The organism is Mesorhizobium sp. M1078 (assembly GCF_040318615.1).
Taxonomy (GTDB): Bacteria; Pseudomonadota; Alphaproteobacteria; order Rhizobiales; family Rhizobiaceae; genus Mesorhizobium.
On record NZ_JAMYMP010000008.1, the window covers coordinates 134,950 to 157,498 of the forward strand.

The following is a 22,549-nucleotide window of genomic DNA, read 5'->3' on the forward strand; positions in this document are numbered from 1 at the left end:
CTCCTTGCCGCCCCCGATCTCTCCGGTCGAGGACCGGTTGGCCCCATCTGCCGACGTGGCCGCAACGCAGCCCTCCAGACAGAGCCCGCACAGGAAGCTGAATTCCCCCGCGGATTTGGCCTTGTAACCTGCCCGCCCAGCCGTTATCTAGTGCGCCGCGCCGGCAACGGCGGACCATGACCGCGGAGAGGTGGCAGAGTGGTCGAATGCACCGCACTCGAAATGCGGCATGGGTGCAAGCCCATCGGGGGTTCGAATCCCTCCCTCTCCGCCACCCTACGCCCTGCGGGCTTCGGGTGGCAGGCCACCCGGAACCGCATCTGGGCGTAGGAGTGTCGCCCGAAGCTACGAAGTAGCGTAGGGGACCGGAACGAAGCAGGATGCCCTCCGAAGCTTCAGCGAAGGGGCTGCCGCTAGGCAACGAGGCCTTGCCTCATTTGGTTTACCTCTTCGATCGGGACTGGATGCCCGGTGAGGAAGCCCTGCATCAAATTTACCCCCAGGCGCTGCAGCAATATGTACTGCTCCTCCGTTTCGACGCCCTCGGCGAGCACGACATGGCCGAGATTGCGAAGCAGCCCGACCATGTCCCGCAACAGGCTCAAGCCACGAGACGTCTGGCAATCGTGGAGGAAGCTGCGATCAATCTTGACCACGTCGAATTTGAAGCGGCGGAGCCATGTCAAGCCGGCAAATCCCGTTCCGAAGTCGTCCAGCCAGATCTGAACGCCGAGTTTTCGCAGCCGCTCCACGTTTCTGACCGCTTGCGCCTCCAGAAAGATGTCACTGCCTTCGGTGATTTCGATGGCCAGTTTCTGGGGCGCAAGGCCGTGCCTGCCAAGGATTTCGGTGATCCGGAGTGAAAAGTTGGGAGCCTTGAGCTGAAGAACGGATACGTTCACCGTCACGACCGAGCCCAATCCGTATTCCGCCATGTCACCGCAGGCTCGATCGATCAGCCATGTACCCAGCTCCACGATCGCTCCGGTCTGCTCGGCAACGGGTATGAATACGGACGGACTGATCATGGTGCCGTCGAAGTCGCATACCCGCATCAGACTCTCGTGGCCCAGCACGCGTCCCGACGCCAGCTCGCGAATTGGCTGGTAAGCGACAGAAACGAGCTGGTTGGAAACTGCCACCTTCAGCAGTTCTGAAAGATTTTCGCCGGAGCGATCCTGGCTGGTGGCGTGCGGGTCGTAAATCGTGAACGTAGCCCGACCGGCAAACTTGGACGCGTAGAGTGCGCGGTCAGCTTCCTGCAGCAGGATTCTAAGCTCTATGCTCTGATCGGCGCGCGTCAACGACGCCCCGGCACTGATCGTGACGATGTTGAGCTTGTCGCCCCGATCAGGGTGGTAAATATCCAAATCCTCTACAGCGCGACAGAATTTCTTCGTTATCTCATGAAGGTGAGCCCGCCCGGTGACCTTGCAGAGAATGACGAATTCTTCTCCGCCATAGCGGGCCGCGATGGCGTTGTTGGCAGCCGCCATCTCGGAAAGGACATGGGCGAGTTTGATCAGGCAATCGTCGCCGGCCTGATGACCAAGTCCGTCATTGAACCTTTTGAAGTAGTCGACGTCGATCAGAATGAGCCCTATCTCGTCGTCGTCCGCGGCCCAGTCTTCGCGCAGCTCCGAGAATTCTCGAATGATCGCCCTGCGGTTCTTCATTCCCGTGAGCGGATCGGTGTCGGCGATTTCGGTTAGCTTTTGCCCCTTCTTGATAGCAGCCTGCTCCTGGAATTGTGCCCGAAGCGCGTGCAGGAAGGTCTGGTAACGCTCCAGGCTCAGCCGCCACGAAAGATAAAGCGACAAGACGAGGCAGTTCACGAAATAGGCCGACAACACGACCCGACCGGCGATGTCGGCCTGAAGGGAGAACATCGCGGCGTACACAAAGCTTGCGGCGACCGTCGCGGAGGCAAGGGCTGAAAGCCAAAAACGGAAGTTGAAGAACAGATTCGCACCCAGGATGAACACGGTGCCAAAAACCATGAAATGGGAGAGGGCATCCTGATGCTCTGTTCCAACAGCGGAGACGAGCCACCCAAGGGCACCGGATACAATCGCCAGCGCTGCTACAAGGTGCAAGGTGGCAAGGGCAAAGCCCCGTCGGGCGACAAATTCGACAAGCGCAAGGGAAGTGATCCCTAGCGTAACGCGCGTCAAAACAAGCCGGCCGGCGATATCCGGAAAAAGAAACCAATCGAAAAGGCCATAGGCCACATAGCTGAATACAGCAGCCGCAATACCCCATCGCACAAGACTGCGATTCTCATCGGCATCCTTCTGCAGGAACAGTGCCAGCAGTTCCGGATCGGCGGAATGCCACCGCGGACGTCCAATCGCTGCCGCCACCTTGTGGGCAACGTCCTCGCTCAGTTGCATCGCAACGCTCCTCCGCGATCTGCAGTAGCGAATGCAACAGCCGACGTCGCCTGCGGTCGGGGAATGAAGACGCCCCTGTCCGCAGGAAAAGTCAGATGTCACTAACCGAGGGTAAACGGGTGGTTCGGATTTAGCCAGTTTTGCAGAATTGATGGCCGCTCCATCGACTAAAATTTTATTAAAATTTTATTAAAATTGTTAGCATTGGTTGGCGGCGCACCTATGCTGCTGGCCGGGGACCGGGGCGGTAACCGGAGAGTAAACGGCATGCCTATCAAGCCAAAACTGCAGCTCGACCAATACAGCCTGGTCACCACCAGGCTGATGAAGAAACATGTTGCGACCTCCGAAGAGGCAGCTGACTCCGACGAGTTGAGGGACAGCACGGCCCAGCTCGCCCTGATACTGGACCTTGCTCATCAAGCCTTTGCGCGACACAAACCGGCCGCCCCCATTGTCCATCGTTTGGCGGGGCGACTCCACAAGCTCCGCCGGCAGGTTGCTCCCGCGGTTTGGCAGAAACTCGTTCCTTTGGCTCAGCAGCATCGGGTTGCGGAATATTTGCTCCAGGACCCGTTCACGCGGTGGTCGGTCGAAAAACCGCGCGGGTATTCGGGCGATGCAGGCCTGCTGGATATTTACTACAAGCATCCGATCGCCGACGAGATCGTGGCCTCGTCGACCTTACTTGGTCGGCAAATCTATGCGTACACCAGTGAAGCTGCCAGTTCGGTGGCGGGGCGCGAGCGGCGGGATATTCTGGCCAGGACCGTGGACGAGACGGCCAGCAGTGTGGAAAAGGCTGAGGTGCTGGCGATTGCCTGCGGCCACCTCAGGGAAGCCGAACGCTCCGACGCGTTGGCCAGGCATAAACTGCAGCGTTGGATCGGCCTGGATCAGGACCCCGTCAGCGTAGCCACGGTGAACCACGACTTTGCCGGCACGGCAGTCGAGGCAGTCCAGGGTTCCGTACGCGGCATCCTGCGCCGCGCCTACGCCCTTGGCACATTCGATCTAGTCTACGCATCGGGGCTTTACGATTACCTGCCGCGTGCCATCGGCGTCCGCCTGCTTCAAAGAGCCATGGAACTCGTCAAGCCCGGTGGCGAATTCCTGTTTGCCAATTTCAGCGACGAGATAACGACGGATGGTTACATGGAGACTTTCATGGATTGGCCGCTCATCCTACGTTCGGCCGACGATATGTGGGACATCATCAATGCCGCCCTCGGCGGGAGTCCTTTCGACGCGAAAGTCTACTATGGCTCGAACCGGAATATCGTTTACGGCAAGGTGAGGAAGAGCGATCTCTAACTAGGCGCGGGAATCGCGCGCGCATCCCCGTAACAAGGTAGGTCTGCCATGACGAGGCCATGCCTTCGCCGGCTTTCCGGCGACGGGCGAGCAGGTCGTCCGGGCTGCGGGCGGCCTACGCCGTGTTCGTTCTGCTTGCCTCCATACAGATGTGGCGGCGGTTCCAGCAGCACGACGGTGCTGCCCGCTCGGCGGGCTGCGTGTGGCCGTGTTGCTGGCACTGCCGCTGATCGCCAGGCTGTCGGTCGTGCAATGCAACGCGACTGGCCCTGATCCCATTCAGCTCGCAAAATAGCCGGGACGGTCGAGATCGGCGATGAGCCCAAGCCCGGTCGGCTGCCATCCCAGCGCAGTGCGGGTCTGCTCACTTGACGCCGACAAGTCCCTGCCGATGAAATGCCCGAGAAAGCCGAAATGCGCAGCCGCGTCCTCGGGGCCTATGGAAACGACCGGCAGGCCGAGCCGGCGGCCGATGATCTCGGCGATCTCTTTGCTCGCCACGCCCTGTTCGGCAACCGCATGATAGCTGACGCCGCCCGCCCCCTTCTCCACCGCCAGCCTGTACAGGGTGGCGGCGTCGAACCGGTGCACCGCCGCCCAGCAATTTGCGCCGTCGCCGACATAGGCCGAGACGCCCTTTTCACGCGCAATGGCAATCAGCATCGGCACGAAACCGTGATCGCCCTCGCCATGGACGGTCGGCGCCAGCCGCACCGTCGATGCGCGCACCCCGCGCGCTGCGAGCGCCACGGCCGTTGCTTCCGAAGCGCGCGGCATGGCGGCCGATGGAGGCGCGGGTTTGTCGTCTTCGGTTGCCGGCCTTCCCTGCGCAAAACCGGCGAGGCCGGAGGTGACAAGCAGCGGCCGCTCGGAACCCTCGAGCGCCGCGCCGAGCGTTTCGATGGCGCGCTGGTCAACTGCGCAACTGGCGGCGAATCTCGAAAAGTCGTGGTTGAAGGCCGTGTGGATGACGCCATCCGATTGGGCAGCGCCGCTGCGCAGGCTGTCGAAATCCTCGATATCGCCGCGATGCGCCTCGGCACCCGCGGCCACGATCGACTCCGCACCTGCTTCCGACCGCGCGAGGCCAAGCACCTGATGGCCCGCCCCGAGCAATTCCCGCACAACAGCCGAACCGACAAAACCGGTAGCCCCGGTAACGAACACACGCATGATGATTTCTCCTTGGTTGTTGTCGAGGGCCGTACAGGCAGCCCGTTGCGAAGGAGATAGAAGTTTGAGATCATACGATCTATAGTGTAAAATCCGAGATATCTTCGCAATCGTCCGAGAACGCTCATGGATCCGCTGTCAGACGTGCTGTCGCTACTGAAGCCGCGCAATTACCTGTCGGCTGGGCTGGAAACCGGTGGCGACTGGGCGATCCAGTTTCCTGACCAGCAGGCCGCCATCAAATGCGGCGCCGTGGTGTCCGGCCGATGCTGGCTGTCGGTCGAGGGCGTCCCTGACGCGGTGCGGCTGGACGTGGGCGACTGCTTCCTGTTGCCGCGCGGCCGGCCTTTCCGCCTTGCCAGCGATCTCGGCCTGCCGACGGTCGATGCGCGAACGATCTTTTCACCGGCGCGGACCGGCGGCATCACCGTCCATAATGGCGGCGGCGATTTCCTCCTGGTCAGCAGTCGCTTCACGCTGTCCGGCGACCATGCCGGCATCCTCTTGCGGATGCTGCCGCCCATCGTCCACATCCGCGGCGAGAGCGACCATTCGGCGCTTCGCTGGCCGGTGGAGCGGATGATGCAGGAATTGCGCCAGCGGCGTCCCGGCGGCTTTCTCATCGTCGAGCACCTCGCCCACATGATCATGATCGAGGCCTTGCGCCTGCATATGACCGCGCAAGGCAATGTCGGCTGGCTGTTCGCACTGACCGACAGGCAGATCGGCGCGGCGATCGGCGCCATGCACGAGGACCCGGCGCATGGCTGGACATTGCAGCAACTGGCGGAGCGCGCCGGCATGTCGCGATCGACTTTTGCGCTCAGATTCAAGCAGACGGTCGGGGCCTCACCCCTGGATTATCTGACGCGCTGGCGCATGATGCTGGCCGGCGACAGGCTGATGCATTCCGGCGATCCGGTTTCCGTCATCGCGCTGGCGCTCGGCTACGAATCCGAAAGCGCCTTCAGCACGGCATTCAAGCGCGTCATGGGCTGTTCGCCGCGGCAGTACAGCCGCCGGGAGCCGGACCTGACTGCGCAGGCCGAACGCGAAGCCGCCTGAGGCGGCGATCCGAGCGCCTTGATCACCTTGCCCTTAGAGGCTGTAGCGCGAACGAAACTCGGTGAACGACATCGCCAGATTGTTCTCGTCCACATGGCCGGTGATTTCGTCCACACTGCGCGAGTCGAGTTGTAGCGGGCGAGCCAGAGCGGACAATTGCCGAAGCCGCTCGGATTTCCCGGCGCGCTTCGACCGCTGCGGCCCTTCTGCTCAAATCGATCCCTTGCTTGCTCCATGGCATGCGCTTGACAATCGACTGATTCGCAACCCTTCGGGGATATAAGTATTCCAGTTAACTTAGGGATAATCGGCAGCAGGAACTAGATTTCAGACGCTCAATTGGCACGAGCAAAATCGCGTTTTTCATGCTTTCAGAATGACTTGCTCGCGTGCTGGCGGTTAACCGGCACCAACTTCTCCGATTTCCTTGCCTCTACGGCTGGGTAGCGCAATAGGGTTAATTGCGCGATTGCTAATATGCCTATATCTTAGGCGGCGCGGGGGGCCTCATATCTTCCCGCAGTGGCCGGTGCGGTGAAGCCCCACAAGCATGCCCAACCTGCACCGGCCATTCCCTATGGCTGGGTATGGTGTTCCCGCTCGGCAATCTTTTCCAAGAGCTTCCGTGAAGCCTCTAGGACGCGGCGCGTTTCGGCGATGGTCGATTGCAGGGAGTCCAGTTGGCTCTCCGCTCGGAGCTGGCTACGGCGGGCGCTTTCAATGAACTGGTGGTCAGGTTCCCACCGGTCTTTCATCGGGCTTAGCCTCTCTACAGACGAACGAACTTGTCGTGATGCAGGCGTATCCGCTGGCCCTCAGCATAGGACAGCGCAAACGGTTCAATCACGAATGATCGGGTAATTTCCTGGTCTTCCTTGGCCACAGGAACGGACCATCCGCCGCCGGCTTCGACCACTTCCACGCAAGGCAATGCTTTGCGGATTGGTACCACGTTATCCATCACAGCCTCCCTACGAAGAGCAATGGTAACGGCGAGTGCTATACGCCCGTCGAAAGCGGGTTTTCAACAACAAAGATGGTCTGAATCATACCATTCGGGTCAGCGGATAGCAGCTGCCGACGTAGCGTCTCCAAGGCCGAGAAAACCGCCTTCCGCGCGCAACAGCGGGTTTCCATAGTCACGGCTACATCCGAAGAATCGACCGCATAGATTCAGGAATGTGTGTTGTCGTCACGGTTCCATACAATTTGGAAGGCCATTCCCCTACGGCAGGGTAGCGCCCAAATGAAAGGATAAGCGGGCGGGCAAGTTGAAGGCGTACTGATGCCGATCGGGCTTTGGTCCAGCAAAAGCCTCTCAGCCTGACGCCTCGGAAAAGTGCGCGGCAATGGCGCTCAGAAAAGCCTTGCCGAACTCCTTGAGCTTGGCCGCACCTACGCCGTTGACCCCGGCGAAATCGTCGAGGTCTTGCGGACGACGCTCGGCCATGTCGATCAGTGTACGATCCGAAAACACCACATAGGCCGGCACCTGGCGTTCCTTGGCCAGACGCAGCCGCAGCGTCTTCAGCGTCGCGAGCAGCGACGCATCTACATTTTCGCTCTGAGGGCTCTGCCCGGCATGAGCCGCGCGGCGCGCGGCGCGCGTGCGCATCTCGACCCGATACTGGAACGGCACCTCGCCCCGGCCGAGTGCGTGGCCCTTGTCCGCGATGGCCAACCCGCCATGGCCGGCCGGGTCCGGCATCAGGAAACCGTTCGCGACCAGCTGGCGAATCATAGATTGCCAAAAATCCTTCTTGTGCGCGGCGCCATTGCCGAAGGCTGCCAGCCTGTGATGCCCCCTTGCCGCGATCTTTTCAGTCTCGTGGCCGATCAGGATGTCGATGACATGGCCGGCGCCGAAGCGCTCGCCGCTCTGCGCCACGGCCGCCAGGATGAGGCGCGCCTCGGCGGTGCCGTCGGCGCGCGGCGCCTGTTCCAGGCAATTGTCGCAATTGCCGCAAGGGACCGCCTCTTCACCGAAATAACCGAGCAGCACCTGGCGGCGGCACTCGGCCGTCTCGCAATAGCCGATCAGCGTATCGAGCCGGCCATGCGAGCGGCGCTTGTGTTCGACAGCGGCGTCCTCGTCGTCGATGAACATGCGGCGCATGCGGATGTCGCCAAGGCCGTAAAGCATATGCGCCTCCGCCGCCCGGCCGTCGCGACCGGCGCGGCCGATTTCCTGGTAATAGGCTTCGAGGCTGCCCGGCAGGTCGGTGTGGAAGACATAGGCGACATCAGGCTTGTCGATCCCCATGCCGAAGGCGATGGTCGCCACCATGACGACGCCCGACAGGGTCATGAAGGCGTTCTGGTTGGCATCACGCGCCTCCTTGCTCATCCCGGCGTGATAGGCGAGCGCGGTCACGCCGTTCTTTTCGAGGAATGCCGCCATCTCTTCGGTCTTCTTGCGCGACAGGCAGTAGACGATGCCGCTGCGCCCCTGATGGCGCTCGATGAAGTTGAGCAACTGCCGCTTGCTGTCCTGCTTGGGCTCGATGGCAAGCTTGATGTTGGGCCGGTCGAAGCCAAGCACCTGCGTTTCGACACGCCCGCCAAACAGCCGTCTCTCGATGTCTGCCCGCGTCGTCTCGTCCGCCGTCGCCGTCACCGCAATGATCGGTACGTCGGGAAAGATGCCACGCAGCTGCGACAGGTCTTCATATTCGCGCCGGAACGCCGGCCCCCACTGCGAAATGCAATGCGCCTCGTCGATGGCGATCAGGCTGACATCGAGCCTGGCAAGCGCATCCAGCATCCGCTCGGTCATCAGCCGTTCCGGCGCGAGGTAGAGCAGCCGCGTCTGGCCCGACGCGACGCGGCGCCATGCCGCGACATTGGCATCACGGTCGATCGAGGAATTGATCGTATCGGCGGCGACGCCGGCGAGGCGCAGTGCCGCGACCTGATCCTGCATCAGCGCCACCAGCGGCGAAACGACGATGGTCAGCCCGCCCTTGACCAGCGCCGGGACCTGATAGCAGAGCGACTTGCCGGCACCCGTCGGCATGACGGCCAGCACATGACGGCCGGCAAGCAGCGCCTCCATCACCGCGGCCTGTCCGGGACGGAAATCGTCGAAGCCGAACACGTCCTTGAGGACGCGCCGTTTGGGATCGTGCGTCGGCACGCTTGTCGTCGATATCTGCATCACTGATGTTTTTGCGATCGGCCGCCCGAAGCAGCGGCGTGGACAGAACGATTAGCGCAGCCCCTGCGCGACCACAACAAGCAGCAGCAACACCCCACCGGCGATCGACCTGATTGGCATCGTTAAACCTATCTTCACCATGTTGCGGCACCGTCCAACCCTGCGGCGATGTTTCGAGTACCGCTGCGCCACGAGCGCACAGGCAACGGCCCGCGCCTCCCCAGGAGGCGCGGGTTTCCTGTTTCTGGAATTGCCGAAAAAGGTTCAGGCCAGGAAATCGGCGCGGTGCGGGGTAAAGCTGTCGACCAGGCGCCCGGCCTCCAGCGCCTTGACGCCGTGCACCAGATTGGACGGCACGATGAAGCTGCCGCCGGTCTCGATGGTCGCGGTGCGGCCGTCGATGGTCACCTCGAAGCGACCTTCGGCGACATAGCTGGCCTGGACATGCGGGTGCGAATGCAGTGCGCCGACGCCGCCCTTGTCGAAACCGAACTCGACCATCATCAGTTCGTCGGTGTGCAGGAGAACGCGCCGCCTGTTGCCGTCCGGCGTCGGCGTCCAGGCGCTCTCGCCGGGCTGTGCGAAAATCTTGGCTTCAATCATGACCATCTCCTCATCGCGCCAGCCAGCCGCCGTCCACGGGAACCACCGCGCCATGCATATAGTCGGACGCTGGCGCCAGCAGGAACACGGCGGCATCGCCTATGTCTTCCGGCCCGCCCCAACGTCCCGCCGGAATGCGCGCCAGGATGGCAGCACTGCGGTCGGGATCGGCGCGCAACGCCTCGGTGTTGCTGGTTTCAATATAGCCGGGCGCAATGGCATTGACATTGATGCCTTTGGCCGCCCATTCGCAGGCAAGCAGCCGGGTCACGCCGAGCGCGCCATGTTTCGACGCGGTATAGGACGCGACGCGGATGCCGCCCTGGAAACTCAGCACCGAGGCGATGTTGACGATCTTGCCGCGCCGCCCGGGATCGGCCAGCACGTGTCTGGCAAAACCCTGGCTGAGAAAGAATAGCGTCTTCAGATTGACGTCGATGACGTCGTCCCAGTCGGCCTCGGAGAAATCGACCGCATCGGCGCGGCGGATGATGCCGGCATTGTTGACCAGCCCGTCGATCGGGCCGGTCTTTTCCCAGACCTGGTCGAGCATCGCCTTGGCGGCCGCATGGTCGGCAAGATCGCATCGCACCGCCTCGAACTGGCCACCGGCTTCCGCGACTTGTCTTTCCGTGTCGTCCATCGCCGAGCGGCCGACACCGATGACGGTGCCGCCGGCGCGCGCGATCGAGCCGGCGATGCCCTGGCCGATGCCGGTGTTCGCGCCGGTGACCAGGATACGCTTGCCGGCCAGGCTGAAGGAGGAAGGGCCGCTCAACGCAATTCACCCAGCGGCACCGGGTCGACATCGGTGTAGTCGACATTGTCGCCGGCCATCGCCCAGATGAAGGCATAGTTCGAGGTGCCGGCCCCCGAATGGATCGACCAGCCCGGCGACAGCACCGCCTCCTCGTTAGCCATCACCAGATGCCGCGTTTCGTCCGGCTCGCCCATGAAATGGAAGACGCGCGCCGTCTCCGGCAGGTCGAAATAGAGATAGGCCTCCATGCGCCGGTCATGCACATGGCAAGGGATAGTGTTCCACACCGAGCCCGGCGCCAGTTGGGTCATACCGACCACCAGTTGGCAGGTCTTGACGCCATCGGCATGGATGAACTGGAAGATGGAGCGTTCGTTGCAGGTTTCCTTGCTGCCGAGATCGAGGCGCTTGGCATCGCCAATGCGGATCAGCCGGCTCGGATGGGTATGATGCGCCGGCGCGCTGAGCAGGTAGAATTTGGCCGGTGCGCCCGCGTCGGCCGACGCGAACGACACGTCGGTGCTGCCCATGCCGAGATAGAGCATGTCACGCGCCTGCAACTGGTGGGTCTCGCCATTTGCCGTCACCGAGCCGGCGCCGCCGATATTGACGATGATCAGCTCGCGGCGGTCGAGAAAATTCTTGGTCCCCGTCGGCTTGATCGCCTCCAGCGGCAGCGCTGTCCCTTCCGGCACGGCGCCGCCAACGATCATGCGGTCATAATGGGTGTAGGTCAGGCTTATGCGTCCCGGCTGGAACAGGTCGTCAATATGGAAATTGTGACGCAGTTCGTCGGTGCCCATGGAAGCAGCGGCGACCGGGTCGATGGCGAAACGCGAGGTGAAATCGGTATGCGGGTGACTTTGAGTCATTGCTGCTCCAGCTGAATGAATGGCTATTTGGTTGCCGACGCCTTGACCGAGTCGGCGTAGTAGACCTGGCGGGCGTGCAGCCGCTCGCGGTAGCGCTCTTGGCTGGCGGTGAGATGAGCGCGCATCGCCTCGCGCGCGGCTTCGGCGTCGCCTGAGGTGATCGCATTCAGGATCACCAGATGCTCGCGTTGCAGCCCTCGCTGATAGCTGTCGGATTGCACCAGTTCGGTCGACCAGGGCGAGGTCACGTCGCAAGGAATGGCGCGGCGTCCGAGCACATCGAGCATCTCGACATAGAACGGGTTGTTGGTGGCGCTGGCGATTGCCCGGTGGAAGGCGAGATCGGCCGGACCGGTCGGCTCGCTGTTGAGAAGCAGCCGTTCGAACTCGAAGAAGGCTTCCTGGATCGCCGCTTCCTGCGCGGCGTTGCGGCGAATGGCGGCGAGCCCGGCCGATTCGATTTCGACGGCCAGGCGCACTTCGAGCACATTGAGCGCGATGGAATCCTTGCTGCCCATATCGGCGGCGAGCGCGCCGAACATCGTTGAGATGTGCTCGGTGACGAACACGCCGGCGCCCTGGCGCGCCTCGACCAGCCCGTCGGCGGCGAGCTTGGCCAGCGCTTCGCGGATGACGGTGCGGCTGACGCCGAAGGTCTCGGTCAGCTGGCCCTCGGTCGGCAATTTGTGGCCGGGCAGGATCTCGCCCGCCTGCAATTGCTTGCGGATCGCCGCAACGACGGTCTCCGACAGTTTGGGTTTTCTCTCGACCCTGAGATCGACAGCGCTATCCGATGCCATATCGCACCCCTGTTTGAAGACGCCTATTTGAACACGCTCGGCAACCAGAGCGAAATCGCCGGAATATAGGTCACCAGCCCCAGAACCACGATGCCCGCGCCATAGAACGGCCAGATCGAGCGCATCGCTTCCCAGACCGTAATCTTGCCGACGGCACAGGCGACGAACTGCACCGTGCCGACCGGTGGCGTGTTGAGGCCAATGCCGAGATTGAGGATGGTGATGACGCCGAAATGCACGGGGTCGACGCCGTAATGGGTGACCAGCGGCAGGAAGATCGGCGTGCAGATGATGATCATCGGCCCCATGTCCATGAAGGTGCCGAGCAGCAGCATCAGGACGTTGAGCAGAAGCAGCACCACCAGCGGATCGGTGGAGATGGCGTTCATGCCTGCGATCAGCAGCACCGGCACTTTGAGATAGGCCATCAGCCAGCTGAACGAGGCCGCCGTGCCGATGATCAGCAGCACCATTGAGGTCGTGCGCACCGCGCCCTTTGTGGCATGGACGAAATCGCCCCAGGCCATCGACCGGTAGACGAAGACGGTGACCAGCAAAGCGTAGATGATGGCGATGCAGGAGCTTTCCGTCGCCGTGAAAACGCCCGAGCGAACGCCGCCGAAGATGATCCCGATGAGCAGAAGTCCGGGGATGGCGATGACCGCCAGCTGGCCGACACGCGACAAGCCGGGAAAAGCCTCGACCGGGTAGCCGCGGCTGCGGGCGACGAAATAGGCGGTGACCATCAGCGAAGCGGCGAACAGCAGACCAGGCAGGATACCGGCGGTGAACAGGTCGGCGATCGAAATCTTGCCGCCGCCGGCGATCGAATAGATGATCATGTTCTGCGACGGCGGCAGAAGCAGCGCGATCAGCGCCGCCATCGAGGTGACGTTGACGGCATAGTCGGCGCCGTAGCCGCGCGCTTTCATCTGCGGGATCATCAGCCCGCCGACGGCAGCGGCTTCCGCCACAGCCGAGCCGGAAATGCCGCCGAACAACGTCGCGGCGATGATGTTGACCTGACCGAGCCCACCGCGGACATGACCGACCAGCGAGCCGGCAAAGGAAACGATGCGCTGCGCGATGCCGCCGCGCACCATCAGGTCGCCGGCAAAGATGAAGAACGGGATCGCCATCAGCGAGAACGCCGACATGCCCGACTTCAATTGCTGGAACACCACCAGGGGCGGCAGGCCGAGATAAAGCACGGTGGCGAAGGACGCCGCACCCAGGCAAAAGGCGATCGGCGTGCCGGCAAACATCAAAAGCGTGAAGACGCCAAACAGGATCCAGAGTTCCATCTAGGCCTCCTGCACGGCCGGCATTTCCGGCACTTCTTCGAGATTGATATCCTTGTCGATGTCGGCGCCGGACCAGCGCAGCGCGATGCGTTCGGCCGAGAACAGGCAGATCAGAAAGCCGCCGGCAACCAGCGGCAGATAGTCGAAACCGCCGGGAAGTTCGAGCGCCGGGATGACAGTGTGCCAGGTCAGCCCGACCAGCTTGCAGCCGTACCAGACCATGCCGAAGCCGAAGCCAAACGCGATCAGGTCGGACAGGGTGCGCAGCGCCCATTTGCTGCCCTTGGGCAGGATATAGAGCAGCACGTCGAAGCCCATATGGTAATTCTCGCGCACGCCGACGGCAGCGCCCAGGAAGATGAACCAGTTCATCAGCATGATGGCGGTGACTTCGGTCCAGCTCGGTGACGCGTTGAGCACGAAGCGGGAAAACACCTGGTAGGCAACAAGCGCGGTCATGGCGACCATCCCGATGCCCGCGAGATAGAGCGCACCGTCGCAAATCTTCGAAAGCACCGCGCTGAAGCGCGGTGGCGCTCCGCTCCTGGCCGTTCCCGCAGTCATCCGATCCTCCCGGTCTTTCCGTCCCCTAAAAGCGATTGGCGGGGCGGCGCCATGCCGCCCCGCCAGAAAATCACTTGGTCGCCTGGATGCGCGTCGCGAGGTCCTTGAGCTCCGGCGTCTTCAGATACTTGTCGTAGACCGGCTTCATCGCATCGATCAGCGGCTGCTTGTCGATCTCGCTGACCTTGACGCCGGCCTTCTCGACGATCTCTCGCGACTTCTTCTCCTGCGCGTCCCACAATTCGCGCATCTTGACGACGCTATCCTTGGCCGCCTGCTTGACGATCGCCTGGTCTTCCGGCGTCAGTCTGTCCCAGCTCGATTTCGACATCACCAGCACTTCCGGCACGATCTGGTGCTGGTCGACGGTATAGTGCTTGGCGACTTCGTAGTGCTTGGCGGATTCGAAGCTGGGCCAGTTGTTCTCGGCGCCGTCGATGACGCCGGTTTCGAGCGCCGAATAGACCTCGCCATAGGCCATCGGCGTGGCATTTGCGCCAAGCGCGTTGACCATGTCGACGAACACGTCGGACTGGATGACGCGGAACTTCATGCCTTTCAGATCGGCGATCGAGGTGATGTCCTTCTTGGTGTTGTAGAAGGAACGGGCGCCGGAATCGTAGAAGGCAAGGCCGACCAGATCATGCGTCTCGAAGGCCTTGAGGATCTCGTCGCCGATCGGCCCGTCCATGACATGGCGCATGTGCTCGACCGAACGGAACATGTAGGGCAGCGACGGCACCGCGGTTTCCGGCACGATGCCGTTGAACGGACCCATCGAGACGCGGTTCAGATCGATGACACCGGTCTGCGTCTGCTCGATCGTGTCCTTTTCCTCGCCGAGCTGCGCCGAATGATAGACCTCGACCGAATAGCGGCCGGCAGTGCGCTCCTTGATGAGCTCGCCGAGATATTTGACCGCCTCGACGGTCGGATACCCGTCCGGATGGGTGTCAGCCGAGCGCAGTACGGTCTGGGCGCCGGCAACGCCGATCATCAGCGAGCCGAAGGCGAATGTGGCTGCCACCAGTTTTGAAAAATGCAACATGACTGTCTTCCTCCCTTTTAAAATTCCACGCGCCCGGCTCACAGCCGGTACGCCTTCTTGGCAAGCGTGTAGGCAAGCTCCCGCGCCAGCTCATGCGCCTCGTCCTCACGCAGCCGGTGCTCGGCGACGAGACGGGCGAGAAAGGCGCAGTCAACCCGGCGCGCCACATCGTGACGGGCGGGAATCGACGGAAAGGCACGGGTGTCATCGTTGAAGCCGACGGTGTTGTAGAAGCCGGCGGTCTCGGTGGTCATCTCGCGGAACCGGCGCATGCCTTCCGGACTGTCGTGGAACCACCAGGCCGGCCCGAGCTTCAACGCCGGATAGACGCCGGCCAGCGGCGCCAGTTCGCGCGCGTAGCTGGTCTCGTCGAGCGTGAACAGAATGATGGAGAGGTCGCGCTCCAGCCCGACGCAGTCGAGCAAGGGTTTGAGCGCCGCGGCATAGTCGGTGCGGGTCGGAATATCGAAGCCTTTGTCGCGGCCGAATTTTTGGAAAACACCAGGCGAGTGGTTGCGCCATGAGCCGGGATGGATCTGCATGACCAGCCCGTCGTCGCGGCTCATCTTGGCCATTTCGGTCAGCATCTGGGCGCGAAACAGCTTGCGCTCGCGCTCGTCGTCCGAGCCGCGGCGGATGCGGTTGAACAGCTCTTCCGCCGCCGCATCGGAAAGATTGGCGGTCTCGGCCGTCGGATGGCCGTGATCCGACGAGGTTGCGCCGAAACTTTTGAAGAAGGCGCGGCGCTGGCGATGCGCGTCGAGATAGCCGACCCATGTGCGGGTGTCGCAGCCGGCGATCTCGCCCAGGCGATCGAGATTGGCAGAAAATCCTTCGAAGTCGGGATCGACGACGGCATCCGGCCTGTAGGCAGTGACGACGCGGCCCTGCCAGCCGCTGTCGCGGATCGTCTTGTGCCATTGGAGATCGTCGAGTGCGCCCTCGGTCGTCGCGATGACCTCGATGTTGAAGCGCTCGAACAGCGCGCGTGGGCGATAATCGTCGCGCTGCAAAAGCGCCGCGATGGTGTCGTAATGGCGGCTAGCGGTGCTGGCGTTGAGCGGCTCTTCGATGCCGAACAGATGCTCGAGCACATGGTCGAGCCACAACCGCGTCGGCGTGCCGCGGAAGAGGTAATAGTGCTCGGCGAAGCGCCGCCAGATCGCCCTGGGATCGGTCTCGACCGGCGAGCCGTCGAGGGTCGGGACGCCGAGATCTTCCAGCCGCACGCCCTGGCTGAACAGCATACGGAAAATGTAGTGGTCGGGCACCACCAGCAATTGCGCGGGATCGGGGAATGGTTCGTTGAGCGCATACCAACGCGGATCGGTGTGGCCGTGCGGGCTGATGATCGGCAGGTCCTTGATGCCGGCATGGAGATCGCGCGCGATCGACAGCGCGCGCCCTTCGGCGGCAAAAAGCAGATCCGGATCGGTCAGTCCCGCCACGTCGTTCCTCCCAGGGGCGATATCGGTAGGATTGGAAAGAAATAATGTCAACATACAAAAACTGGATTGTTGTATGATGACTTTTAACCGGCGTCAGGTCATTGTGCGGCGGAAGAGCGGATGTTACGCCGCTAGCAGATCCCGCCCCGCACACCATCCAGCGACAAGCCGCGCCATGACCAGCAGACGCCTTTCCAACGCAACAGTGCAATCCTTGCCGGCCTCGGTCGCGGTCCCCCCCTATGATCGCGCCAGTGTCGCCCCAGGCATCGTCCATCTCGGCGTTGGAGCCTTCCACCGTGCCCATCAGGCCGCCTATGTCGATGACTGCCTAGCGGCCGGCGAGACCGGCTGGGGCATTGTCGGCGTCTCGCTGCGCAGCCCCTACACGCGCGATGCGCTGACGCCACAGGACGGGCTCTACACGCTGGCGGTGCGCGGCAGCGATGGCGAAGCGCTGCACATTATCGGCTCGATCCAGTCGATGCTGGTCGCGCCGGAAGACCCCGGCGCGGTGCTGGCCGCGCTGACCGACCCGCGCACCCGCATCGTCACCCTGACCATCACCGAAAAGGCCTATCTCAGGGCCGCCGACGGCAGCCTCGACGAAAACCATCCCGATATCGTCCACGATCTGGGCAATCCCGGATCTCCCAGGACAGCGCATGGATTCCTGGCGGAAGCGCTGGTGCGACGCCGGGCCGCCGGCACGCCGCCCTTCACCGTGCTTTGCTGCGACAACCTGCCGGCCAATGGCGCCACGCTGCACCGGCTGCTGGTCGGGTTTGCAAAACTGCGCGATGCCGGCGCTGCTGCTTCAGGCGACGCTGCCCTCGCCGGTCATATAGCCGATGACGTTGCATTCCCATCGAGCATGGTCGACCGCATCGTGCCGGCAACCACCGATGCCGACCGGGCGCGCATCGCGGTCGAACTCGGCCGCGAGGACGCCTGGCCGGTGATGACCGAACCGTTCCGGCAATGGGTGATCGAAAACAGGTTTCCAGCCGGCCGCCCGGCCTGGGAGAAATTCGGCGTCACCATGGTCGAGGATGTCCGGCCGTTCGAGGACATGAAGCTTCGGCTGCTCAACGGCGCCCATTCGGGCATCGCCTATATCGGCCTGCTCAGCGGCCACGTCACCGTCGACCGCGCCTTCGCGGATCCCGCGATCCGCGCGTTCGTCGACCGGCTCTGGGCCGAGGCCATCCCGACATTGCCTGGGGATGCCGGGCTCGACACGTCAGCCTATACGGCCGAACTTGCCGAACGTTTCTCCAACACCGCGCTGGCCCACCGCACCGCGCAGATCGCCAATGACGGCAGCCAGAAATTGCCGCAGCGCATTGTCGCTACCGCCATCGAATGCATCCAGGCCGGCCTGGTCCCGGAGCATCTGACGCTGGTGATCGCCGCCTGGATCGCCGCCTGCGAGGCGCGCGGCAAGGACCTGCCGGAAGCCCACTTTACCGATCCGCTCGACGCGGCGCTGGCGGCGCTCGACGAACGACGGATGCTGGAACGAGTAGCGGCGGTGTTCGACTGGGCCGGCTTCGCCAGCGGCAAGCCCGAGCGGCAGACGCTGATCGAACTGGTCGCCGCTCATCGCGAGCATATCCTGCAAGGCGGGATCGTGCTTGCGCTCTCAGCGCTCGGCATACCGGAGCCGACAAACGTAGGCTGAAGCTGGTCCGGAACCGCCCATTTCAAGCCTATTGTCCCGCCGGAGCGTCCAGCCTCTGCCGCGACGAATACTCCGTGCCTTGCGAATTCCAGAACAGTCGCACTGCCTTGCCGACCAGGTTTTCGGCAGGAACGAAGCCGACACTGAGCCGGCTATCGGAGGAATTATCCCTGTTGTCGCCAAGCGCGAAATAGTGGCCTTCGGGCACGTCGAACACCCGCGTGTTGTCGGTTATTGAATTGTCCGTAAGACTGATGACGGAATAGGAAACGCCGTTGGGGAGGGTTTCACGTTGCAGTCTGGCGCTTTGGGGAGAGTCCTCGGAGCTGTACGGACCAACATCCTCGAGTTTGACCGCCACACCATTGATGCGAAGGATTCCGTCGACCATCTGGATTTTGTCGCCCGGCAGTCCAACGACCCGCTTGACGTAGTCGATGCTCGGATCCGCAGGAAATTTGAACACCACAATATCTCCGCGCTTCGGCTCGGCGGCAAAGATCCGGCCTTCGAAGGGCAGCAGCCCAAGAGGAACACTGTAGCGGCTGTAACCATAGGCAAACTTCGAGACGAAGAAATAGTCGCCGAGTTCCAGCGTTGGTGTCATGCTGCCTGCCGGGGTCGAAAACGGCTGGAAGAGGAATGTGCGGATCGCTAACGCGGCTCCGTAGGAGGTCAGCACGGCCAACAGCAGCACCGAAAGGCCGTGTGAATACCACCGGTTCGGTCTGTATCGTGACGCGAAAGGCACGACGAGCGCTACCCACAGGACCATGAGACCTAAACTGGAGAGATCCACCAGCCAGGCGAGATCGACCCCCGGCAGAACCGGGAATCCCACATATGTCAGCGCAATGCTTATGGCGCTGATCACCACCAGGCTGGCAACCGCCGGCCGGCCGGCGCCGACCCAAAGGAACCCGCCGAACGGACCGCCAAAGGCCGCGATCAGCGCCGTCGTCCACCGGGATCGCGAGGCCGCTTCCGGTTGCGTTGTCTGTTCCGTCATCGGCCACCCCAAATCGATAGACAGCCGGACTGTCGAACAACCAGAAAGCAGGGGCAAGCCCCGATCCGACTGTACCGCCGCAGCCAAATCGCGGTTCCGCCGGCGCCATCGCCTAATACAAGCTCATCTCGCCCTGACTGGCAGCCGGCATGCCGCCACCCGATCTGATCATGCTGGCTGCCCGCCCTGAAATCCCGCCAAGGCCCTGCGCCTATGCGAGACGATCCAGGATGGCGGCCGCAACAAAAAAGCCGGGCTGAGCCCGGCCTTTTCTTCAAGTCATTCTGCGGCTTACGCCGGCAGCAGCGCGCCTTCGAGCGTGGTAAGCTGGCTAAGGAACTGCTCCGCCTTGCTGCGGCTCTGGTCGTCCTTGGCGTCGGCGGCGTCTTCCTTGGCTTCCTGGATGCGGCGGGCGAGATCGGCGCGGTCGATATCGCCGACGGCGACCGCCGATTCGGCGAGCAGCGTGCAGCCGGCAGGGACGATGTCGGCAAAGCCGCCGAACACCACATAGCGCTCTTCCTTGCCGCCGGCGGTCTTCAGCGTGACGACGCCCGGCTTGATCGTGGTCATGACTGGCGCATGGTGCGCCATGACCGTCATTTCACCTTCGGCGCCTGGAATGACGACGGACTCGACCTGCTCGGAAACCAGGAGGCGCTCCGGCGAGACCAGTTCGAACTTGAAAGCTTCAGCCATGTCAATTTAGTGAGTAGGGAATAGTGAGTGGGGAGTAGGGAGAGGACAGCTGTCCTGATCACCCGGCCGCTATTCACTACTGACTACTGACTACTCCCTATTGCCTTGATTACGCTGCTTCAGCCGCCAGGCGCTGAGCCTTCTCGACCGCTTCGTCGATGCCGCCGACCATGTAGAAGGCGGCTTCCGGCAGGTGATCGTAGTCGCCGTTGCAGAGGCCCTTGAAGCCCTTGATTGTGTCGGCGAGGTCGACCAGCTTGCCCGGCGCACCCGTAAACACTTCGGCGACGAAGAACGGCTGCGACAGGAAGCGCTCGATCTTGCGGGCGCGGGCCACCGTCTGCTTGTCCTCTTCCGACAGCTCATCCATGCCAAGGATGGCGATAATGTCCTGCAGCGACTTATAGCGCTGGAGGATCGACTGCACCTGGCGGGCGACGGCATAGTGCTCCTCGCCGACGACCAGCGGATCGAGCATGCGCGAGGTCGAGTCGAGCGGATCGACGGCGGGGTAGATGCCCTTTTCCGAGATCGCGCGGTTGAGCACGGTCGTCGCGTCCAGGTGGGCGAACGAGGTCGCAGGCGCCGGGTCGGTCAAATCGTCGGCCGGCACGTAGATCGCCTGCACCGAAGTGATCGAACCCTTGGTCGTTGTGGTGATGCGTTCCTGCAGCGCACCCATGTCGGTGGCCAGCGTTGGCTGGTAACCCACGGCCGAAGGAATACGGCCGAGCAGCGCCGACACTTCAGAACCGGCCTGCGTGAAGCGGAAGATGTTGTCGACGAAGAACAGCACGTCCTGGCCCTGGTCGCGGAAATATTCGGCGACCGTCAGGCCGGTCAGGCCGACGCGGGCACGCGCGCCCGGCGGCTCGTTCATCTGGCCATAGACCAGTGCCGCCTTGGAGCCTTCGCCGCCGCCCTTCTTGTTGACGCCGGACTCGATGAACTCGTGATAAAGATCGTTGCCCTCGCGGGTGCGCTCGCCGACGCCGGCGAAGACCGAGAAGCCGCCATGCGCCTTGGCGACGTTGTTGATCAGCTCCTGGATCAGAACCGTCTTGCCGACGCCGGCGCCGCCGAACAGGCCGATCTTGCCTCCGCGGGCGTAGGGCGCCAGAAGGTCGAGCACCTTGATGCCGGTGATCAGGATCTGCGCTTCCGTCGACTGTTCGACATAGGTAGGCGCCGGCTGGTGGATGGCGCGCATCTCGATGCCGTCGACCGGGCCTTCTTCGTCGACCGGCTCGCCGATGACGTTGATGATGCGGCCGAGCATGCCCGGGCCGACCGGAACGGTGATCGGCGCGCCGGTGTCATAGACGTCCTGGCCGCGAACCAGGCCTTCGGTGGAATCCATGGCGATACAGCGCACGGTGTTTTCGCCCAGATGCTGGGCAACTTCGAGCACCAGGCGGTTGCCGACATTGGAGGTTTCGATGGCGTTCAAAATGGCCGGCAGATGATCGCCGAACTGCACGTCGACGACGGCGCCGATGACCTGGCGAACCTTGCCGATGGCGCCGGTCTTCTTGACGGCAACGCTCGTCGTCTTCACTGCCGGGGCCGCGGCCTTGGCGGGCGCGGCCGCCTTCTTGGCCGGAGCGGCCTTCGCCGCTGCTGCCGGAGCCTTTGCGGCCGCCTTGGGGGCCGTCTTCGCGGGGGTCGCTGCTTTCGCCATCGTCTTTACCCTTCTCGTCCTTTGTTTCTCACGCTCCATCAGAAGGTCGATGACCTCCTGGCGGTCGCGCCTAGAGCGCTTCGGCGCCCGAAATGATTTCGATCAGTTCCTTGGTGATCTGCGCCTGCCGCTGGCGGTTATAGGTGATCGACAGTTTGTTGATCATGTCGCCGGCATTGCGCGTTGCATTGTCCATGGCGCTCATTTTGGCGCCCATCTCGCCGGCTGCGTTTTCGAGCAGCGCGCGGAAGACCTGGACCGAGATGTTGCGCGGAATGAGATCGGTGAGGATCTCGCCCGGCTCCGGCTCGTATTCGTAGACGGCATTGCCACCGGCGGTCGCTTCGGCGGGAGCGGAAGCCACGCCGGCAGGAATGATCTGCTGCGCGGTCGGAATCTGGCTGATCACCGACTTGAACTGCGAATAAAACAGCGTGCAGATATCGAAGCCGCCTTCGCCGAACAGATGGATGATCTTACGGGCGATCGCATCGGCATTGACGAAGCCGAGCTTCTTGACATCGCGGAGGTCGACGCGGTCGATAATCAGCGAGGCATAGTCTCGGCGCAGAATGTCGAAACCCTTCTTGCCGACGCAGATGATCTTGACCTGCTTGCCGTCGGCCAGCAGCCGGCGGATATGGTCGCGGGCCAGACGTGCGATCTGCGAGTTGAAGCCGCCGCACAGGCCGCGCTCGGCGGTGCAGACGACGAGCAGATGCACATCGTCCTTGCCGGTGCCGGTCATCAGCGCCGGGGCATCGCCGCCGCCGCCGATCGCCTGCGTGATATTGGCCAGCACCGCACCCATCCGCTCGGAATAGGGACGCGCCGCCTCCGCTGCTTCCTGCGCGCGGCGCAGCTTCGCCGCGGCGACCATCTGCATCGCCTTGGTGATCTTCTGCGTCGCCTTGACCGAGGCGATACGGTTACGAAGGTCTTTTAATGAAGGCATGCTTCAAACCTGATCCCGAG

19 protein-coding genes and 1 tRNA gene are annotated in these 22,549 nt (G+C 62.8%); 4 read left to right on the plus strand and 16 right to left on the minus strand.

What is annotated here, in order from left to right:
- Positions 1 to 184: 184 nt before the first annotated feature.
- A tRNA-Ser gene (locus NKH38_RS13795) sits at positions 185 to 274 on the plus strand.
- Between the two features lie 139 nt (positions 275 to 413).
- On the opposite strand, the gene NKH38_RS13800 is transcribed toward NKH38_RS13795, so the two are convergent.
- Positions 414 to 2,393: a putative bifunctional diguanylate cyclase/phosphodiesterase gene (locus NKH38_RS13800; RefSeq protein WP_023824285.1), complete on the minus strand. Its 1,980-nt coding sequence runs from the start codon at positions 2,391 to 2,393 to the stop codon at positions 414 to 416.
- A 267-nt stretch (positions 2,394 to 2,660) separates the two neighbouring features.
- Between NKH38_RS13800 and NKH38_RS13805 the strand changes: the two genes are divergently transcribed.
- Positions 2,661 to 3,707, plus strand: coding sequence for a class I SAM-dependent methyltransferase (locus NKH38_RS13805; RefSeq protein WP_352761097.1), 1,047 nt, complete (start codon positions 2,661 to 2,663; stop codon positions 3,705 to 3,707).
- 279 nt (positions 3,708 to 3,986) lie between these two features.
- Here NKH38_RS13805 and NKH38_RS13810 read toward each other — a convergent pair whose 3' ends face one another.
- Complete coding sequence (locus NKH38_RS13810) at positions 3,987 to 4,880, minus strand: SDR family oxidoreductase (protein WP_352761102.1); 894 nt, start codon at positions 4,878 to 4,880, stop codon at positions 3,987 to 3,989.
- 126 nt (positions 4,881 to 5,006) lie between these two features.
- Between NKH38_RS13810 and NKH38_RS13815 the strand changes: the two genes are divergently transcribed.
- Positions 5,007 to 5,945: an AraC family transcriptional regulator gene (locus NKH38_RS13815; protein ID WP_352761107.1), complete on the plus strand. Its 939-nt coding sequence runs from the start codon at positions 5,007 to 5,009 to the stop codon at positions 5,943 to 5,945.
- A gap of 769 nt (positions 5,946 to 6,714) precedes the next feature.
- Here NKH38_RS13815 and NKH38_RS13820 read toward each other — a convergent pair.
- The 10 genes from NKH38_RS13820 to uxaC form a co-directional block, all read right to left on the minus strand.
- Positions 6,715 to 6,906: a hypothetical protein gene (locus tag NKH38_RS13820; RefSeq protein WP_352761112.1), complete on the minus strand. Its 192-nt coding sequence runs from the start codon at positions 6,904 to 6,906 to the stop codon at positions 6,715 to 6,717.
- A 357-nt stretch (positions 6,907 to 7,263) separates the two neighbouring features.
- Positions 7,264 to 9,102 (minus strand): DNA helicase RecQ, encoded by a 1,839-nt coding sequence (gene recQ / locus NKH38_RS13825; RefSeq protein WP_352761399.1) that lies wholly within the window; start codon positions 9,100 to 9,102, stop codon positions 7,264 to 7,266.
- Positions 9,103 to 9,366: 264 nt separating this feature from the next.
- Positions 9,367 to 9,705, minus strand: coding sequence for a cupin domain-containing protein (locus NKH38_RS13830; RefSeq protein ID WP_023668682.1), 339 nt, complete (start codon positions 9,703 to 9,705; stop codon positions 9,367 to 9,369).
- Between the two features lie 10 nt (positions 9,706 to 9,715).
- On the minus strand, positions 9,716 to 10,483 hold the full coding sequence (gene kduD / locus NKH38_RS13835; protein WP_352761118.1) for a 2-dehydro-3-deoxy-D-gluconate 5-dehydrogenase KduD: 768 nt from the start codon (positions 10,481 to 10,483) through the stop codon (positions 9,716 to 9,718).
- Positions 10,480 to 11,337 carry a 5-dehydro-4-deoxy-D-glucuronate isomerase gene (gene kduI / locus NKH38_RS13840; RefSeq protein WP_352761124.1) on the minus strand — a complete coding sequence of 286 codons (858 nt, stop codon included), beginning with the start codon at positions 11,335 to 11,337 and terminating at the stop codon, positions 10,480 to 10,482. Before kduI ends, kduD begins: the two co-directional genes overlap by 4 nt.
- A gap of 23 nt (positions 11,338 to 11,360) precedes the next feature.
- Complete coding sequence (locus tag NKH38_RS13845) at positions 11,361 to 12,137, minus strand: FadR/GntR family transcriptional regulator (RefSeq protein ID WP_023700229.1); 777 nt, start codon at positions 12,135 to 12,137, stop codon at positions 11,361 to 11,363.
- 23 nt (positions 12,138 to 12,160) lie between these two features.
- The gene (locus NKH38_RS13850) at positions 12,161 to 13,441 is read right to left on the minus strand and encodes a TRAP transporter large permease (RefSeq protein WP_023755526.1); all 1,281 of its coding nucleotides are present in this window, start codon (positions 13,439 to 13,441) and stop codon (positions 12,161 to 12,163) included.
- Positions 13,442 to 14,005, minus strand: a complete 564-nt coding sequence (locus tag NKH38_RS13855; RefSeq protein WP_023668678.1) for a TRAP transporter small permease — start codon at positions 14,003 to 14,005, stop codon at positions 13,442 to 13,444. It lies immediately after the preceding gene.
- A 70-nt stretch (positions 14,006 to 14,075) separates the two neighbouring features.
- Positions 14,076 to 15,053: a TRAP transporter substrate-binding protein gene (locus NKH38_RS13860; protein WP_023668677.1), complete on the minus strand. Its 978-nt coding sequence runs from the start codon at positions 15,051 to 15,053 to the stop codon at positions 14,076 to 14,078.
- Positions 15,054 to 15,091: 38 nt separating this feature from the next.
- Positions 15,092 to 16,501, minus strand: a complete 1,410-nt coding sequence (gene uxaC / locus NKH38_RS13865; RefSeq protein WP_352761135.1) for a glucuronate isomerase — start codon at positions 16,499 to 16,501, stop codon at positions 15,092 to 15,094.
- Positions 16,502 to 16,676: 175 nt separating this feature from the next.
- Here uxaC and NKH38_RS13870 point away from each other — a divergent pair, with 175 nt between their 5' ends.
- Positions 16,677 to 18,185, plus strand: a complete 1,509-nt coding sequence (locus NKH38_RS13870) for a mannitol dehydrogenase family protein (protein ID WP_352761140.1) — start codon at positions 16,677 to 16,679, stop codon at positions 18,183 to 18,185.
- 28 nt (positions 18,186 to 18,213) lie between these two features.
- Here NKH38_RS13870 and lepB read toward each other — a convergent pair whose 3' ends face one another.
- From lepB to NKH38_RS13890, 4 genes are all read right to left on the minus strand, one after another.
- Positions 18,214 to 18,960: a signal peptidase I gene (gene lepB, locus NKH38_RS13875; RefSeq protein ID WP_352761401.1), complete on the minus strand. Its 747-nt coding sequence runs from the start codon at positions 18,958 to 18,960 to the stop codon at positions 18,214 to 18,216.
- Between the two features lie 525 nt (positions 18,961 to 19,485).
- Complete coding sequence (locus tag NKH38_RS13880) at positions 19,486 to 19,893, minus strand: F0F1 ATP synthase subunit epsilon (protein ID WP_023668674.1); 408 nt, start codon at positions 19,891 to 19,893, stop codon at positions 19,486 to 19,488.
- Positions 19,894 to 20,002: 109 nt separating this feature from the next.
- Positions 20,003 to 21,574 (minus strand): F0F1 ATP synthase subunit beta, encoded by a 1,572-nt coding sequence (gene atpD, locus NKH38_RS13885; RefSeq protein ID WP_023698224.1) that lies wholly within the window; start codon positions 21,572 to 21,574, stop codon positions 20,003 to 20,005.
- Between the two features lie 70 nt (positions 21,575 to 21,644).
- Positions 21,645 to 22,529 (minus strand): F0F1 ATP synthase subunit gamma, encoded by an 885-nt coding sequence (locus NKH38_RS13890; protein WP_023668672.1) that lies wholly within the window; start codon positions 22,527 to 22,529, stop codon positions 21,645 to 21,647.
- Between the last annotated feature and the right edge of the window lie 20 nt (positions 22,530 to 22,549).